A 15760-nucleotide genomic window follows, 5' to 3' on the forward strand; every position below is an offset into this window, starting at 1 on the left:
AGGAAAGCCTCCATGTCATTTAAAGCCGCAATCGTTCAATTCCTCGTCATGACGGGCCTATTTGCCGGCATCGGCGGAGTGGCGGATGCCAAAGAACTCAAGCTGGTCGGGTTCGGCGACAGCCTGATGGCCGGATACCAGTTGCCGGCAGGCGATGCCTATCCGGCAAAGCTGGAGGCGGCACTGAAGGCCAAGGGTTTCGACGTGTCGATCAGCAATGCCGGCGTTTCCGGCGACACGACGCGCGACGGGCTTGCCCGGGCGGACTGGTCGGTGCCGGACGGAACCGACGGCGTCATCCTCGAACTCGGCGCCAATGACGCTCTGCGCGGCCTTGCGCCGGAGGAAACGGAGAAGAACCTGGTCGCCATGATCGAGCGGTTCAAGGAGCGCGGTATTGCGGTCATGCTCGTCGGCATGATGGCGCCGCCCAACATGGGCGAGGACTATGCCAAGCGTTTCAACGCGATTTATCCACAGCTTGCCGAGACCTACGATTTGCCGCTCTATCCGTTCTTTCTCGATGGCGTGGTGACCGTGAAGGGCACGCAATTGTCAGACGGAATGCATCCCGATGCAAAGGGCGTCGACATCATGGTGGAGAAGTCGCTCCCGCTTGCCGAAAAATTCATCAGCGGGATTCAGTGAATAAAAATTAAGGACTTGCGTACCATTTGAATGCATGATCGGTTGTGAATACCAGTCATAGATTCGGGGAGCTCGCCATGCCGAGACTGTTTACCGCCCTCGAAATTCCGCGTCATGCGGCAATGAGTCTTTCATTGTTGCGCGGAGGATTGCCTGGAGCTCGATGGATCGACGTCGAGAACTATCACATTACCCTGCGCTTCATCGGTGACGTCGACGGACGCACAGCCGACGAGATCGTCGATCGGCTGGACCGGATAGATCGGCCCGAATTCGAAATCAGTCTGAACGGTATCGGTTCCTTCGGGTCGAAGAAGCCGCATTCGGTCTGGGCGGGTGTGACCCAGGCGCCGGAAATGTACCAGCTGCAGGGAGAAATCGAGCGTATCTGCCAGAGGATCGGGCTGCCGCCGGACCCGCGAAAGTTCTCGCCTCACGTGACGCTGGCGCGACTGCGCGCGTCCAGGCTGGACGACGTGGTACACTATCTTGCGGGGCGCGGGGATTTTCATACCGCGCCCTTCGTCGTTTCACGCTTCGTGCTGCTGTCGTCGAAGGAATCCGTCGGTGGCGGGCCCTATCTGACGGAAGAGGTCTTTCCGCTTCACGACCGGTTCCCGAGCTTCTCGACGAGCGAGGCGCAACCGGTCAAGAGCATGCTGTAGACCGTTTCGAAGCCATCCGCGCCGCCATAATAGGGATCGGGAATGTCTGACGGCTGGCCAAGTGCATAGTCGCTGAAACGGTGGATTCCGAGCCGCGGCGTTGCTGGCGCGATGCGGGCGAGGTGGTCGAGATTGTTGCGGTCCATGGCGAGGATCAGGTCGAAGGTCTCGAAGTCTTCGGGACGCACCTGTCTGGCGCGCTGGTTGGAAATGTCGATGCCATGCTTGCGGGCGACCGCGATGGAGCGGCTGTCCGGCGGGTCACCCTGATGCCATGCGCCGGTGCCGGCCGAATCGGCGGCAAACCGTGCGGAACATCCCGCCTCCTCAATGGTTTTCATAAAGATACCCTCTGCGAGAGGCGAACGGCATATGTTGCCGAGACAGACGAAAAGCACGTTGCAGGCAGTCATTTCACCGGCGGTCCCTTTGATCGTTGCGGAGGCTGCGGAAGAAGCGGGAGAACATCCATGAAACATGACAGACTGGAACCGGCCATGATCACATCGAAACTTGAAGGGCTTTCGGGCTGGGAGGTCAATGCCGACGGCACGTCGATCTCGAAGAGTTTCAAATTCGCCGACTTCACCGAAGCCTTCGCCTTCATGACGCGGATAGCGCTGAAGGCGGAGAAGCTCAATCATCATCCGGAATGGTTCAATGTCTATTCCAAGGTGGACGTCACGCTGTCGACGCATTCGGCAAACGGACTGACCGACCTCGACTTCATGCTCGCAGCCGAAATGGATGACGCTGCCGGAGAGTGACGATTTCGGACGCCGGACGTCCGATTTCAGTGGCAAACCGGGACGAAAATCACCATCTCAATGCCGAAACCTACAGAAAGGGGGATTTCGATGGACGACATAAAGTATGGCGAAATTCTGCTTCCGGGCGACGAAAGGACCCAGGATCGGCGCGAGAAGAGAGTGCGCGACAAGTTCTGGCCGACGATGAAGAAGGCGGTCCGCCAGCTTCCGTTCGGCCGTGATGCGGTCGCCGCCTTCTATTGCGCGACCGATCCGCACACGCCGCGAAAGGTCAAGGGCATCCTGCTGGCTGCACTTGCCTATTTCGTCATGCCTGCCGACATCATTCCCGACTTCTTCGCCGTCATCGGCTTTTCCGACGACATGGCGGTGCTGACGGCCGCGATCGCGATGATCAGCGGCCATATCAAAGAGGGACATTACGAGGCGGCGGACAGGGCCCTTGCGGATGATTCCATGAAACCGTAGCGATGATGGCGAGAGTTTGGCCAAATGCGCCAAACTCTCGCCAGATTTGTTCTGTCTTTGGCAAGGAGATGGTAACGGGTCAGATCGCAAAGACATCCCGAACGGCCGGTGGGCGCGGCCTTATCATCTGACTTTTATCGTTCTCGTTGACGGTTTGGTAACCAGGATGAATCCAAAATGAGCCAGACCGCTTAACTGTCTGCCTGGGCCTCCGTTCCCGGGACCAAGATACCAACCGGCAGGAAATCCATGTTTGTAAGAAGTCTCACCGCAGCACTCTCGATCGTTCTCGTCACCGCAACCGGTGCGTTGGCTGAGAAGCCGACCCGTATCGACCAGTTCAAGGCTTGGGGCGCCTATTCCTACAAGTCGGGCAATGGCACGGTCTGCTACGTTCTGTCGGTTCCGACCAAGAAGGAACCGGCCAACGTCGATCATGGCGACAATTTCTTCATCGTCTCCCAGCGCCCCGGCCAGAACATCGCCTACGAGCCGCAGGCCATGATGGGATATACGCTGAAGCAGGATTCGAAGGTCAACGTCGTCATCGACAGCAAGACCTTCGTCATGTTCGTCAAGGATAAGGCCGCCTGGCTCGAAAACGCCGCCGAGGAGCCTTCGCTCGTCGCGGCGATGAAGGCCGGCACCAACATGACCGTCAAGGCGACCTCCCTGCGTGGGACCGCGACCAGCTATTCCTACTCGCTGTCGGGCATTTCCGCGGCGCTGCAGAAGATCGAAAGCTGCAAGTAGTCCCTGAAGCGGACGACCGTATTCAGGCGTTTCGGAAAGGCCGGGCTTCCCGGCCTTTTCCTTTGGCCGAGCGCCCTGAACCGCGCCGGGGGTGACGGACTGCTGTTTTGGTGCTAAAGGGCGCCCTTCAAGGCCGCAGCCCGATGAGGCTGGCGACTGGTCGGCGGGAATTGACACCCTGATCCGCGACCGTGACCGGCCCGACAGCATTTTTCGAATTCTTGAAGAGACAGGATTGCCGATCATGACCGGCGAAAGCGCAGTACTCGTATCCGACGTGGCAAAGACAGGTGGCCCTGCACGCTTCGGCATGACTGAAAAGCCCATGCTGATCGGGCTGACGCGCGAGGAGATGGGCAAGGCGCTGGCCGAAAAGGGCGTTCCGGAGCGTCAGGTCAAGATGCGCGTGGCGCAGCTTTGGAACTGGATCTATGTGCGCGGCGTCTCCGATTTCGACGCGATGACGAATGTCTCGAAAGACATGCGCGAAATGCTGAAGGCGCATTTCTCGATCGCCCGTCCGGAAATCGTCGAGGAGCAGATCTCCAATGACGGCACGCGCAAGTGGCTCTTGCGGTTTCCGCCGCGCGGCGCCGGCCGGCCCGTCGAGGTCGAGACCGTCTACATTCCGGAAGAAGGGCGCGGGACGCTGTGCATTTCGAGCCAGGTCGGCTGTTCGCTCACCTGCACCTTCTGTCACACCGGCACGCAGCGCCTGGTGCGCAACCTGACGGCCGAGGAAATCCTGTCGCAGCTGCTGCTGGCGCGCGACCGGCTCGGCGACTTCCCGGATCGCGATGTGCCGCAGGGCGCCATGATCCCGTCGAGCGACCGCAAGGTTACCAACATCGTGATGATGGGCATGGGCGAGCCGCTCTACAATTTCGAAAGCGTCAAGACTGCGCTCCTGATCGCGACCGACGGCGACGGCCTGTCGCTGTCGAAGCGGCGCGTCACGCTGTCGACCTCCGGCGTGGTGCCGGAAATCTACCGCACGGGCGAGGAGATCGGCGTGATGCTGGCGATCTCGCTGCATGCGGTGCGCGACGAACTGCGCGACATGCTGGTGCCGATCAACAAGAAGTATCCGCTGAAGGAGCTGATCGAGGCCTGCCGCGCCTATCCGGGTCTGTCGAACGCCCGTCGGATCACTTTCGAGTACGTCATGCTGAAGGGTGTCAACGACAGCCTGGAAGATGCCCGCGATCTGGTGAAGCTCCTGAAGGGCATCCCGGCCAAGATCAATCTCATCCCGTTCAATCCCTGGCCCGGCACGAACTACCAGTGTTCCGACTGGGAGACGATCGAAACCTTCGCCGAGTTCGTCAACAGCGCCGGCTATGCCTCGCCTATCCGCACGCCCCGCGGTCGCGACATTCTCGCGGCCTGCGGTCAGCTGAAGTCCGAGTCGGAGCGGATGCGCAAAACCGAGCGGCTGGCCTTCGAGGCGATGATGATCGCCGGCCACGGCGAGGACGACTGATCCGCTTTTTTCGGCCTTCGAAAAAAAATTGCGTCGGCAATGTCGATGTGAGCTTATCCTGTTCGTCAAGGCGGTGACCTGTGCGGCAGTCGCGCAGGCTGCTCGAACGGAGGTTCACCATGAAGTACATTGCCTTGATCTATTCGGATCCCCAGACTTCGCCCGCTCCGGGAACGGAAAATTTCGGCCGCATGATGGGCGGCTACGAACTCTGCAACAAGACCTATCATGCCGACGGCGTCTATGTGGCCGGCGACGCGCTGCAGCCGGCCAGCACAGCGACGACCGTCCGGGTGCGCGACGGCAAGACGGAGACCATGGACGGCCCGTTTGCCGAGACCAAGGAACAGCTCGGCGGTTTCTACATCCTCGATTGCCAGTCCCTCGACGAGGCCATCCGCTATGCGGCGATGATCCCGCACGCTGCGACCGGTTCGGTCGAGGTGCGGCCGATCATGGTGTTCGATCGCTGATGCCAGCCGGCGCGGAAGAATGCGCCGATGCAGTCTCGCGCGCGGTCGAACGGATCGCGCGCGAAGACCAGGGGCGGCTGCTGGCCGTCCTCGTGGGCTCGCTGCGCAACTTTCAGCTCGCCGAAGACAGTCTTCAGGATGCGATGGAATCGGCGCTCGTGCACTGGCGGCGAAGCGGGCTGCCGCAATCGCCGGCCGCCTGGCTCCTGCAGGCCGCGCGGCGAAAGGCCATCGACCGCCTGCGGCGCGCGGCCAATTTCGACGGGAAGGCCGGAGATATCGCCTTTCTTCTGGAAAACGCGATCACTGAGGCGAACGAGCGCCGGGACGAGCCGATCGAAGACGACCGCCTCAAGCTGATCTTTGCCTGCTGCCATCCGGCGATCGATCGGAAAACCTGCGTGGCGTTGACATTGCGGTCCGTCAGCGGTCTGAAGACGGAGGAGATTGCCGACGCGTTCGTCGACAGTCCGACGGCCATGGCGCAGCGGCTGGTGCGGGCGCGCCAGAAGATTGCCGCAGCAGGGATCGCCTTCGAGGTGCCGGGCCCGGAGAGTTGGGCCGAGCGGCTGGAAAGCGTCCTGGCGGTCATCTACCTCACCTTCAACGAAGGCTATGCCGCGGCCGGCGACCAGATCCTGCGCACCGATCTCTGCGAGGAGGCTATCCGCCTTGCCCACCTTGTGATGAGCCTGTTGCCCGGCGAGGCCGAGGTCGAAGGGTTGGCTGCACTGATGGCGTTGCATCACGCCCGCCGGCATGGGCGCACAGCGTCCGACGGAACGCCGCTGTCGCTTGAGGAGCAGGACCGTCGGCTGTGGGATCACGAAGAGATTGTCCGCGCCACGAAACTGCTCGATACCGCCATGCGGCGCGGCAGGGCCGGCCCCTATCAGCTCCAGGCGGCCATCGCCGCGCTGCATGCCGAGGCGCCGGATTTCGCACGCACCGACTGGCGGCAGATCGCACTGCTTTACGGCGTGCTGACATCCATGGCGAACAATCCGGTGTTCGAGTTGAACAGGATTGCCGCTATATCGTTCCATGAAGGCCCGCAACGGGCACTTGCGCTGTTGAGGCCGATCGCGCCGGCGCTCGTTCAGTATCAGCCATTTCATGCGTTGCATGCCGATCTTCTCGTCCGCTCCGGACAGATCGAGGCGGCGCGTCTCGCCTATCGCAGCGCGATCGACCTGTCGCAGTCGAGTGCGGAAAAGCGCTTCCTGGAGCGCCGACTTGCCCGCTGCTTGCCGTCAGCGGGCGTGGGTGAAGAAGATCTTGACCGCGAAGATGGAGAAGACACCGGCAAAGGTGTAGTCGATCCAGCGCAGGACGCGGCGATTGGCCATCAGCCATCCTGACAGCCAACCGGCGGCGAGAATGATGGCGATTGTCACCGGCAGCGCGAGGACGATGAAATAGAAGCCGAGGAAGAGCAGCTTGCCGGTCACATGCGGATCGGAGGCCTGCACGAACTGCGGCAGGAATGTCATGAAGAAGATGACAACCTTGGGGTTCAGCAGGTTGACCCAGAAACCGTTCAGCAGCGCCTCCATGTGCGAACCGCGCCGCTCGACGCCGGCTTCCGCCGCCATGACGAAATTCGAGCCCTTGCGGATGGCGTGGAAGGCAAGCCAGAGGAGATAGGCGGCGCCACCGGTCTTCAGCACGAAGAAGGCGGCCGGCGAGGCGACGATCAGCGCCGAAACGCCGAAGGCGACCAGGACCGTGTGGATGACCAGCCCGATATTGGTGCCGAGCAGCACCATGAAGGCGGCCGTCCGGCCATCCTTCAGCGCCCGGCCAATCTGCAGCGTCATGTCCGGCCCCGGCGTCAGCGTCAGCAGCATGCAGGCGGCGGCGAAGGTGAGCAGGGTGGGGAGACTTGGAACGAAGTCCATGGTTTGCTCTCAAGGTTCGAAGACGAAGCGCTCGTCTTACACCGGGCTCGGACGCGGGGGAAGATGGCGGCCCCGATCCTTGCCAACACCAAGCCTTCTTGCTATCGCGGATCAGCAATCGCCGCGTTGCGGCAAAGACATCATGCGAGGCCGATGTGCGCATCCTGACCGAAGCCTATATTCCGGAACTGCCGAATTATTACCGCGGCAAGGTGCGCGAGAATTACGACCTGCCGGACGGCAGCCGCGTCATCATTTCGACCGATCGCATCAGCGCCTTCGACCGCATCCTGACCTGCATCCCCTACAAGGGCCAGGTTCTGACGCAGACGGCGCGCTACTGGTTCGAGAAGACTGCCGACATCTGCCCGAACCATGTCATCGACTATCCGGACGTCAACGTCGTGATCGGCAAGCGTCTCGATATCCTGCCGGTCGAAATCGTCGTGCGCGGCTATCTCGCCGGCACCACCTCGACATCGATCCTCACCCTCTACAAGAAGGGCGAGCGCACCATGTATGGCGTGACCTTCCCGGACGGTTTGCGGGACAATCAGGCGCTGCCGGCGCCGATCATCACGCCAACGAGCAAGGAATTCGACGGCGGCCATGACGAACCGCTGACGCCGGCCGAGATCATCGAAAAGGGTCTGCTGACGCAGGAGCAATGGGACACGGTTTCCCGCTATGCGCTGGCGCTCTTTGCCCGCGGGCAGGAGCTGGCGGCCGAACGCGGTCTGATCCTGGTCGACACAAAGTACGAGTTCGGCACCGACGAGAACGGCAAGATCATCCTTGCCGATGAAATTCACACGCCGGATTCCTCGCGCTACTGGTTCTCGGAGAAATACGACGAAGCCTTTCAAGCCGGCAGGCGGCCGCAGAGCTTCGACAAGGATTTCATTCGCGCCTGGGTCGTCGAACGCTGCGACCCCTACAAGGACGATATTCCGGAAATTCCCGCATCGCTGATCGCGGAGGCCTCGAAGGTCTATATCGAAGCCTATGAGATGATTACGGGCAGCCCGTTCGTTCCCGACGACAGCTTCGATACGCCGCTTGCGCGGGTTCGCGAGCATCTCCGGCATCTGTTCCCGGAATAAGGCATCCGCCCGCGGGCTGGTCATGCGGGCGATTGATGTTAGATTACCGGAAATTAATTGGCAGCCACCGATGTGACATGTTAGCGCATGCTTATCGGTCGCCGCGCAATATTTCGGGATTTTCATGAAAAGACGCATTTTCCTTGTTCTCGCACCGCTTTTGTTTGCGCTTTCCGCCTGTAGCGATTCAGGCGATGGCAAGAAGGCGGGAGGGCCTCCCGGCGGGCGTGAAGTCACGGTCGGCATCATGAAGCTGCAAGCCGTGACGGCTCCGGTGACCATCGTGCTGCCAGGTCGCGCCGTCTCCTTCCGTTCCGCCGACATCCGGCCGCAGGTTGGCGGCATGATCCAGGAAATCGCCTACAAGGAGGGGACGCCGGTCAAACAAGGCGACCTGCTCTTCAAGATCGAGGACGACACCTATGTCGCCGCCGTTGCGGAAGCCGAAGCGGCGCTGGCCAAGGCGCAGGCGAGCGTGCCTTCCGCAGAAGCGAATTACGAACGCTATCAGCGACTGGTCAAGAGCGGCGGGGCCACCGAGATCGCGCTCGACGAAGCCCAGGTGGCGCTCCTGCAGGCCAAGGCAGACGTCTCTTCGACACAGGCCTCGCTGCAGTCGGCCAAGATCAATCTGCAGCATACCGAAATCCGCGCACCCTTCGACGGCATCGCCGATGTTTCCGCCTTCAGCGTCGGAAACCTCGTGACGGCAAGCCAGAGCGATGCATTGACCACCATTCGCCAGACCGATCCGATCTATGTCGATCTTAGCGATTCGAGCGTGAACCTCTTGCGTTTCCGCAACTCACTCGAATCCGGGTCACTGACGGGCAATGTTCGTGAGGCTCCTATCAGCCTGACGCTGGAAAACGGCGAGCGCTATGACCAGACGGGGACGTTCGATGTGCCGAAGTCGACGGTGAGCGAAGCGACCGGCTCCTTCAGCATCCGCGCGTCCTTCCCCAATCCGAAGCGCATGCTGGTGCCGGGCATGTTCGTCCGCGCGACGCTGACCGTCGGCGAACAGAAGGGCTACCTGATCCCGCAGCGGGCAGCGAGCCGCGATTCGGAAGGCAATCTGACGGCGCAATTCGTCAGCAAGGACGGCAAGGTCGAGACGCGGACCTTCGCCAAGGCCACCGCTTCCAACAACAGCTGGCTCGTCCAGTCGCAGATTGCCGACGGCGACCAGCTGATCGTCGAGGGACTGCAATTCATTTCCGACGGCATGGCCGTGAAGACCAAAGAGGTGACGCTGGACAAGGTCGGCGTCGCGCATGACGTGGAAGCGCAAGGGGACGGCGCCGCAGCAAAGCCGACCAAATAGGTCCTGACCCCGCTTTCAAGACGGCATTCCCATACAGGATTTTTGAATGGCAAGCTTTTTCATCAGACGACCGATTTTTGCCTGGGTTATCGCGATCGTCATCATGCTCGGCGGCGCGCTGTCGATCTATACGCTGGCCATTTCGCAATATCCGGACATCGCGCCGACGACGGTGCGCATTTCCGCCACCTACACCGGCGCTTCCGCCGATACCGTGCAGAATTCGGTGACGACCGTCATCGAGAATGCGATGACCGGTCTCGATGACCTGACGTATATGACGTCGTCTTCATCGACCGGCTCTGCCTCGGTGACGCTGACTTTCGGCAACTCGATCGATCCGGACATTGCGCAGGTCCAGGTGCAGAACAAGTTGCAGCTGGTGGAATCGCAGCTGCCGGACAGCGTCCAGCAGAAGGGCGTGCGCGTGACACGCTCTTCGACCTCGATCCTGATGGTGGGTGCGCTCGTGTCGACCGATGGCAAGCGCACCTCCGCGCAGCTCGGCAACCTGATGTCGACCTCGATCGAGGATCAGATCCAGCGTGTTGAGGGTGTCGGATCGATCAATGTCTTCGGTTCGGGCTACGCCATGCGTATCTGGCTCGATCCCATGAAGATGTACAAGTACCAGCTGATCCCGAGTGACGTGACATCGGCGGTCGAGGCGCAGAACAAGCAGGTTGCCGTCGGTTCGCTGGGCGGCCTGCCGGCTGTCGAAGGGCAGCAGATCAACGTCACGGTTACCGCCCAGAGCCAGCTGAGGACGGTCAGCGATTTCCAGGCGATCATCCTGAAGACGGAAGCGGACGGCTCCACCGTCAGGCTCGGTGACGTGGCGCGCATCGAAATCGGGCAGGAGAGCTACGGATCGGAATCGCGCTACAACGGCAGCCCGTCCGCCGGTTTCGCGGTCAACCTCGCCACCGGCGCCAATGCGATCGATACGTCGGAACGCGTCGAAAGCGCCCTTGCCACCATTGGCAAGGGTCTGCCGAGCGGCGTAGAGATCGTCTATCCCTATGACACGACGCCCTTCGTCAAGCTGTCGATCGAGAAGGTCGTCGAAACGCTCGTCGAAGCGATTGTCCTCGTTTTCTTTGTGCTTCTCATCTTCCTGCAGAACCTCAGGGCGACCTTCATCCCGATGATTGCGGTGCCAGTCGTTCTGCTCGGCACGTTCGGCATTCTGTCGCTGACCGGGTTTTCGATCAACACGCTCACCATGTTCGCAATGGTGCTGGCGATCGGCCTTCTCGTCGACGACGCCATCGTCGTGGTCGAGAACGTCGAGCGCCTGATGGCGACCGAACGCCTGTCGCCCATGGCGGCGACGGAAAAGTCCATGGGCGAGATCACCGGCGCGATCATCGGCATCGCGCTCGTGCTGACCGCCGTCTTCATTCCCATGGCCTTCTTCGGCGGATCCGTCGGGATCATCTACCAGCAGTTCTCGGTGACCATCGTCTCGGCCATGCTCTTGTCGGCGCTGGTCGCAATCGTCCTGACCCCGGCCCTGTGCGCCACGATGCTGAAGCCGATCGACCACGACAAGGAACCGAATGCGCTGGCCGCATGGTTCAACCGCTGGTTCGGACGCGCCACCAACGGATACGGAAAGACGGTCGGCGGGCTTCTGAAGCGGCCGATACGGGTGCTTGTCGTTTTCCTGGCAATTGGCATCGGCTGCGCCGGGCTGTTCACCAGGATTCCGAGCTCCTTCCTGCCGCAGGAGGACCAGGGTGTCCTGATGACGATGGTCACGCTGCCGGACGGGGCAACGACAGATCGCACGAAGGCGGTAGTCGAGAAGGTCGAGAACTATTATCTGACTCAGGAGAAGGGCGACGTTCAGGCGGTGTTCGCGGCCCTCGGCTTCAGCTTCGGCGGCTCGGGTCAGAATTCGGCCATGCTGTTCGTCAAGCTCAAGGACTTCGACGAGCGCAAGGGGGCAGACCAGAGCGCGAGCGCGATCGCCGGACGGGCGATGCGATTCTTCTCGACGATTCGCGACGCGCAGGTCTTCGCGCTGCAGCCGCCCGCGATTCCTCGCATGGGCAACACCAACGGCTTCTCCATGTATCTTGTCGACACCGGCAATAAGGGAGTGACCGCGCTCAACAGCGCTGCCAACCGACTGGCCGAACTCGGCGCGCAGAATTCCCTGGTCAACTCGATCCGCGGCAATTCGAAGTCGCTTGAATCGCAGATGAAGATCGTCATCGACCAGGAAAAGGCCGGTGCTATGGGCATCAGCCTCAGCGAGGTCAATGCAATGCTGTCGACGGTCTACGGCGGCACCAATGTCAATGACTTCGACCTCAACGGCGACCTGAAGCCTGTCTATGTCGAAGGCGATGCGCCCTTCCGGATGCAGCCGGAGGACCTGAACTATTGGTATGCCCGCAACACCAGCGGCGACATGGTGCCCTTCTCGAGCTTTGCGCGTGTCGAATGGGTGCAGGGATCGCCTTCGCTGGCGCGATTCGATGGCACCAATGCCATTTCCATCAGTGGGTCGGCGGGGGCGGGCGTCAGCTCCGGCGCCGCGATGGACGAGATGGAACGCCTCGTCTCGGAGATTGACGGCGGCTATACCGTCGCCTGGGAAGGCATTTCCTACCAGGAGCGGCTTTCCGGCAACCAGGCACCTTATCTTTACGCAATCTCGGTTCTGGTGGTCTTCCTCTGCCTTGCCGCCCTCTATGAAAGCTGGTCGATCCCGTTCTCCGTCATCATGGCCGTGCCGATCGGCGTGTTCGGCGCGCTTGTCGCGGCCACGCTGTTTTCGCAATCCAACGACGTCTACTTCAAGGTCGGGCTGCTGACGACAATCGGCCTAGCGGCGAAGAACGCCATCCTGATCGTGGAATTTGCGCGAGACAGGCAGGAATCCGGCATGGGGCTGATGGAATCGGCACTGGAGGCGGCGCGGCTCCGGCTTCGGCCGATCGTCATGACGTCGCTCGCCTTCATTCTCGGCGTGTTGCCTCTCGCCGTCGCCAGCGGCGCGGGATCCAAGGCCCAGAACTCGATCGGCATCGGCGTGCTCGGCGGCATGCTGGCGGCGACGCTGCTCGGCATCTTCTTCGTTCCGAGCTTCTTCGTGGTGATCCGCGAGTTCGCCGGAACGAAGGCCCTGCGCAAGCCAGGTGTGGCAGATAAGTCAGCCGATCCTAATGAGTGACCCGATCGTCACCTGCCGGGATTGTATGAAACCGCCATTCAGGGCACTCTCTGCGCCGATAAGGCCGGGTGAGATCTCACGCCGGCCCGAGGGGTCATCAGCAGTACCAGAGTTGGAATAACATGACGCTTTCCATTCGTCGATTTGCGCCCTTGATGTTCGTTGCCCTGTCCGGCTGCATGGTCGGACCGGATTACGAGGCGCCGCAAACGCCGCTTCCGGTCAAGTTTTCCGAAGGCCGCAACGCCAGCATCGGCAATGTGAGCCTGAAGCCTTGGTGGACTGCGTTTACTGACCAGCGCCTCAACAGTCTCGTGGCGCAAGGCCTGGCGCAGAACCTCGACGTGCTGCAGGCTGTCGAGCGTATCCAGTCTTCCGAGGCCAGCGTCCTCTCGGCCGGAGCGGGTTCGCTGCCGAGCCTGACGGCATCCGGATCGCAGACCTACAGCGGCTCCGATGGCAGCTATTCCGGCCGGACGAACAAATCCACCAGCGAGGGCGGCCTGTCGGTCTCCTGGCTGCTCGACCTGTTTGGCGAATACCGCCGCTCCAAGGAAAGCGCCCGCGCTTCGCTCGATGCCGCCTATGCCAGCGCCGATGTGGCGCGCCTGTCGCTGCTGTCCGATCTCGTCACATCCTACATCGACGTGCGTTACTATCAGGAACGCATGGCGATTGCCCGCGACAACCTGAAGTCCCGCCAGGAAACGCTGGAGCTGACCAAGTTCCGCCTCGACGCGGGTGCGGCTTCGCGCCTCGACGTCGTGCAGGCCGAAGGCCTCGTCAATTCCACGCTGGCCGACATGTCGACGCTGGAGACAAGCTTCCGCAAGTCGGCCCACCATGTCGCGACCCTGATCGGCCTGCCGGCTGCCTCGCTCGTCTCCGATCTGTCGAAGTCGAGCGGCCAGCCGGTGGCGCATGACGCGGTTCGCACCGGCATTCCAGCCGACCTCGTTCGCAACCGTCCGGACATCCGCAAGGCCGAGCGCGAGCTCGCGGCCGCTGTTGCCGAGATCGGCGTTGCCAAGGCCCAGCTTTTCCCGAGCATCAAGCTCAGCGGCTCGATCTCGCCGTCCTACATCAAGTCGAATGGGGCCAGCGGTGGCATCACCAGCTGGTCCTTCGGACCGACGCTCAACCTGCCGATCTTCGACGGTGGCGCGCTGAGGGCCAATGTGCAGAGCAAGGAATCGGCTGCCCGCAGCGCCTATCTCGCCTGGAAGCAGACCGTGTTGAACGCGATCGAGGAAGTCGAAAACGCCATGGTCGCCTTGTCGCGCGACTCCAAGGCCGTCTCCGCATCGCGTGCCGAAGTTGCCTCCTATAGCGAGGCGCTGGAGCTTTCGACGGCGAGCTACAAGGACGGCGCGTCGTCGCTGCTCGACGTTCTCGACGCGCAGCGCTCGGTTTCGACCGCGCAGGCCAACCTCGCGCAGGCCGTCCGCCAGATGGCGGCCGATTACGTCACGCTCAACGTCGCCATCGGCGGCGGATATGCGGCGGGACGGCTCACCCAGTAAGCGTTTCTGCCGCGTGCCTCCCGGCATTGCGGCAGAAACTTGTCCTTTTCTCATTGCGATGCAGCAATCCGTCGGGCTATAAGAACACATCCCATATGGATCCGGTGCAATTCCGGATGGCTCTTCTGGCCGCCTATCCGCCAGACAACACCATTTCGATGTGCATGATGCCGGCGCGCTCCTAGAGCCGGTTCGCCATATTTGACGGACATATGAAAACACACTCCCCCTATTACCGCTCCTGGTTTGGCAACATCCGGGCCGACATCCTTTCCGGCATTGTCGTCGCGCTCGCCCTGATCCCCGAAGCCATCGGCTTTTCCGCGATTGCCGGCGTCGACCCCAAGGTCGGTCTTTTTGCGTCCTTCGCCATCGCCTGCACGGCGGCGTTTACCGGCGGCCGGCCGGGCATGATTTCGGCCGCGACCGCGGCGACCGCGGTCGTCATGGTCTCGCTCGTCAAGCAATACGGACTTGATTATCTGTTCGCAGCGACGCTTCTGATGGGCATCCTGCAGATCATCGCGGGCTTCTTCAAACTCGGCAGGGTGATGCGCTTCGTGTCGCGCTCGGTGATCACCGGCTTCGTCAATGCGCTGGCGATCCTGATCTTCATGGCGCAGCTGCCGGAACTGATCGGCGTACCGACGGCGACCTACTATATGATCGCCGGCGGGCTTGCGATCATCTATCTCTTTCCGCGCGTGACGAAGGTCATCCCTTCGCCGCTGGTGGCGATTGCGGTGCTGACCGGCATCTCGCTCTATTTCGGCATGAATGTGCGCACGGTCGGCGACCTCGGCGAGCTGCCGTCCAGCCTGCCGTTCTTCTCGCTGCCGCATGTGCCGCTCACCTTCGAGACGCTGAAGATCATCTTCCCCTATTCGGTGACGCTGGCGGCCGTCGGCCTGCTCGAATCGCTGATGACCGCGCAGATCGTCGACGACATGACCGACACCACCAGTTCCAAGAGCCAGGAATGCATTGGTCAGGGGGCGGGCAATATCGCCGCCAGCCTGATCGGCGGCATGGGCGGCTGCGCGATGATCGGCCAGTCGGTGATCAACGTCACCTCCGGCGGTCGCGGCAGGCTTTCGACCTTTGTCGCCGGCGCGTTCCTCCTGTTCCTGATCCTCGTCCTCGACGACATCGTCCGCATCATCCCGATGGCGGCTCTCGTCGCGGTGATGATCATGGTGTCGATCGGTACCTTCTCCTGGCGCTCGATCCTGGATCTCAGGTCCAATCCCTGGCAGTCCTCGGTGGTCATGCTGGCAACCGTGGTGACCGTCGTCGGGACGCATGATCTCGCCAAGGGCGTGCTGGTCGGCGTGCTCCTGTCCGGCATCTTCTTCGCCGGCAAGGTCGCGAAGCTCTTCCATGTCCGCTCGAGCCGCAGCGAGGACGGGACCGTGCGCAGCTACCATGTGGATGGCCAGATTTTCTTCGCCTCGGCGGA

At 61.7% G+C, this 15760-nt stretch carries 15 protein-coding genes and 1 other annotated feature (1 of these 16 running past the window's edge); of the genes, 13 read left to right on the forward strand and 2 right to left on the reverse strand.

Features of this window, described 5'->3' with window-relative positions; genetic code table 11:
• Positions 1-12 precede the first annotated feature (12 nt).
• The gene (locus tag ACU5AY_RS18550) at positions 13-648 is read left to right on the forward strand and encodes an arylesterase (RefSeq protein ID WP_446827300.1); all 636 of its coding nucleotides are present in this window, start codon (positions 13-15) and stop codon (positions 646-648) included.
• A gap of 77 nt (positions 649-725) precedes the next feature.
• On the forward strand, positions 726-1313 hold the full coding sequence (thpR, locus tag ACU5AY_RS18555; protein ID WP_446822526.1) for an RNA 2',3'-cyclic phosphodiesterase: 588 nt from the start codon (positions 726-728) through the stop codon (positions 1311-1313).
• Here the strand turns inward: thpR and ACU5AY_RS18560 are convergent.
• Entirely contained in the window at positions 1253-1726 is a 474-nt protein-coding gene (locus tag ACU5AY_RS18560; RefSeq protein ID WP_446822527.1) for a low molecular weight protein-tyrosine-phosphatase, read from the reverse strand. The two genes, thpR and ACU5AY_RS18560, sit on opposite strands and share 61 nt — an antisense overlap.
• A gap of 57 nt (positions 1727-1783) precedes the next feature.
• Here ACU5AY_RS18560 and ACU5AY_RS18565 point away from each other — a divergent pair, with 57 nt between their 5' ends.
• The 6 genes from ACU5AY_RS18565 (at position 1784) to ACU5AY_RS18590 (ending at position 6621) form a co-directional block, all read left to right on the forward strand.
• Positions 1784-2080, forward strand: a complete 297-nt coding sequence (locus ACU5AY_RS18565) for a 4a-hydroxytetrahydrobiopterin dehydratase (RefSeq protein ID WP_446827301.1) — start codon at positions 1784-1786, stop codon at positions 2078-2080.
• Between the two features lie 90 nt (positions 2081-2170).
• Positions 2171-2551, forward strand: a complete 381-nt coding sequence (locus ACU5AY_RS18570; RefSeq protein ID WP_446827302.1) for a YkvA family protein — start codon at positions 2171-2173, stop codon at positions 2549-2551.
• Between the two features lie 249 nt (positions 2552-2800).
• Positions 2801-3304: an invasion associated locus B family protein gene (locus ACU5AY_RS18575; protein ID WP_446822530.1), complete on the forward strand. Its 504-nt coding sequence runs from the start codon at positions 2801-2803 to the stop codon at positions 3302-3304.
• Between the two features lie 310 nt (positions 3305-3614).
• Positions 3615-4787: a 23S rRNA (adenine(2503)-C(2))-methyltransferase RlmN gene (rlmN, locus tag ACU5AY_RS18580; protein ID WP_446829062.1), complete on the forward strand. Its 1173-nt coding sequence runs from the start codon at positions 3615-3617 to the stop codon at positions 4785-4787.
• A 119-nt stretch (positions 4788-4906) separates the two neighbouring features.
• Entirely contained in the window at positions 4907-5260 is a 354-nt protein-coding gene (locus tag ACU5AY_RS18585; RefSeq protein ID WP_446827303.1) for a YciI family protein, read from the forward strand.
• Complete coding sequence (locus ACU5AY_RS18590) at positions 5260-6621, forward strand: RNA polymerase sigma factor (protein ID WP_446827304.1); 1362 nt, start codon at positions 5260-5262, stop codon at positions 6619-6621. The genes ACU5AY_RS18585 and ACU5AY_RS18590 overlap by 1 nt, the downstream gene beginning before the upstream one ends.
• On the opposite strand, the gene ACU5AY_RS18595 is transcribed toward ACU5AY_RS18590, so the two are convergent.
• Entirely contained in the window at positions 6514-7161 is a 648-nt protein-coding gene (locus ACU5AY_RS18595; RefSeq protein WP_446827305.1) for a LysE family translocator, read from the reverse strand. The genes ACU5AY_RS18590 and ACU5AY_RS18595 overlap by 108 nt on opposite strands.
• A 155-nt stretch (positions 7162-7316) precedes the next feature.
• On the opposite strand from ACU5AY_RS18595, the gene ACU5AY_RS18600 reads away from it, so the two are divergent.
• The 5 genes from ACU5AY_RS18600 to ACU5AY_RS18620 all read left to right on the forward strand — a co-directional run.
• Positions 7317-8264: a phosphoribosylaminoimidazolesuccinocarboxamide synthase gene (locus tag ACU5AY_RS18600; RefSeq protein WP_446827306.1), complete on the forward strand. Its 948-nt coding sequence runs from the start codon at positions 7317-7319 to the stop codon at positions 8262-8264.
• Between the two features lie 124 nt (positions 8265-8388).
• Entirely contained in the window at positions 8389-9591 is a 1203-nt protein-coding gene (locus ACU5AY_RS18605; protein ID WP_446822535.1) for an efflux RND transporter periplasmic adaptor subunit, read from the forward strand.
• 46 nt (positions 9592-9637) lie between these two features.
• On the forward strand, positions 9638-12778 hold the full coding sequence (locus ACU5AY_RS18610) for an efflux RND transporter permease subunit (RefSeq protein WP_446827307.1): 3141 nt from the start codon (positions 9638-9640) through the stop codon (positions 12776-12778).
• Between the two features lie 122 nt (positions 12779-12900).
• On the forward strand, positions 12901-14301 hold the full coding sequence (locus ACU5AY_RS18615; protein WP_446822537.1) for an efflux transporter outer membrane subunit: 1401 nt from the start codon (positions 12901-12903) through the stop codon (positions 14299-14301).
• Between the two features lie 94 nt (positions 14302-14395).
• Positions 14396-14451 (forward strand) — a sequence feature (sul1 is cis-regulatory element that is thought to sense ions involved in sulfur or methionine metabolism; They are found in Alphaproteobacteria).
• A 62-nt stretch (positions 14452-14513) separates the two neighbouring features.
• Positions 14514-15760, forward strand: the 5' portion of a protein-coding gene (locus ACU5AY_RS18620) for a SulP family inorganic anion transporter (RefSeq protein WP_446827308.1). Its footprint extends 238 nt past the window's final position; 1247 of the gene's 1485 nt are visible here — the first part of the coding sequence; the start codon lies at positions 14514-14516; the stop codon falls past the right edge of the window.

It is taken from the genome of Rhizobium sp. PAMB 3174 (assembly GCF_052908375.1).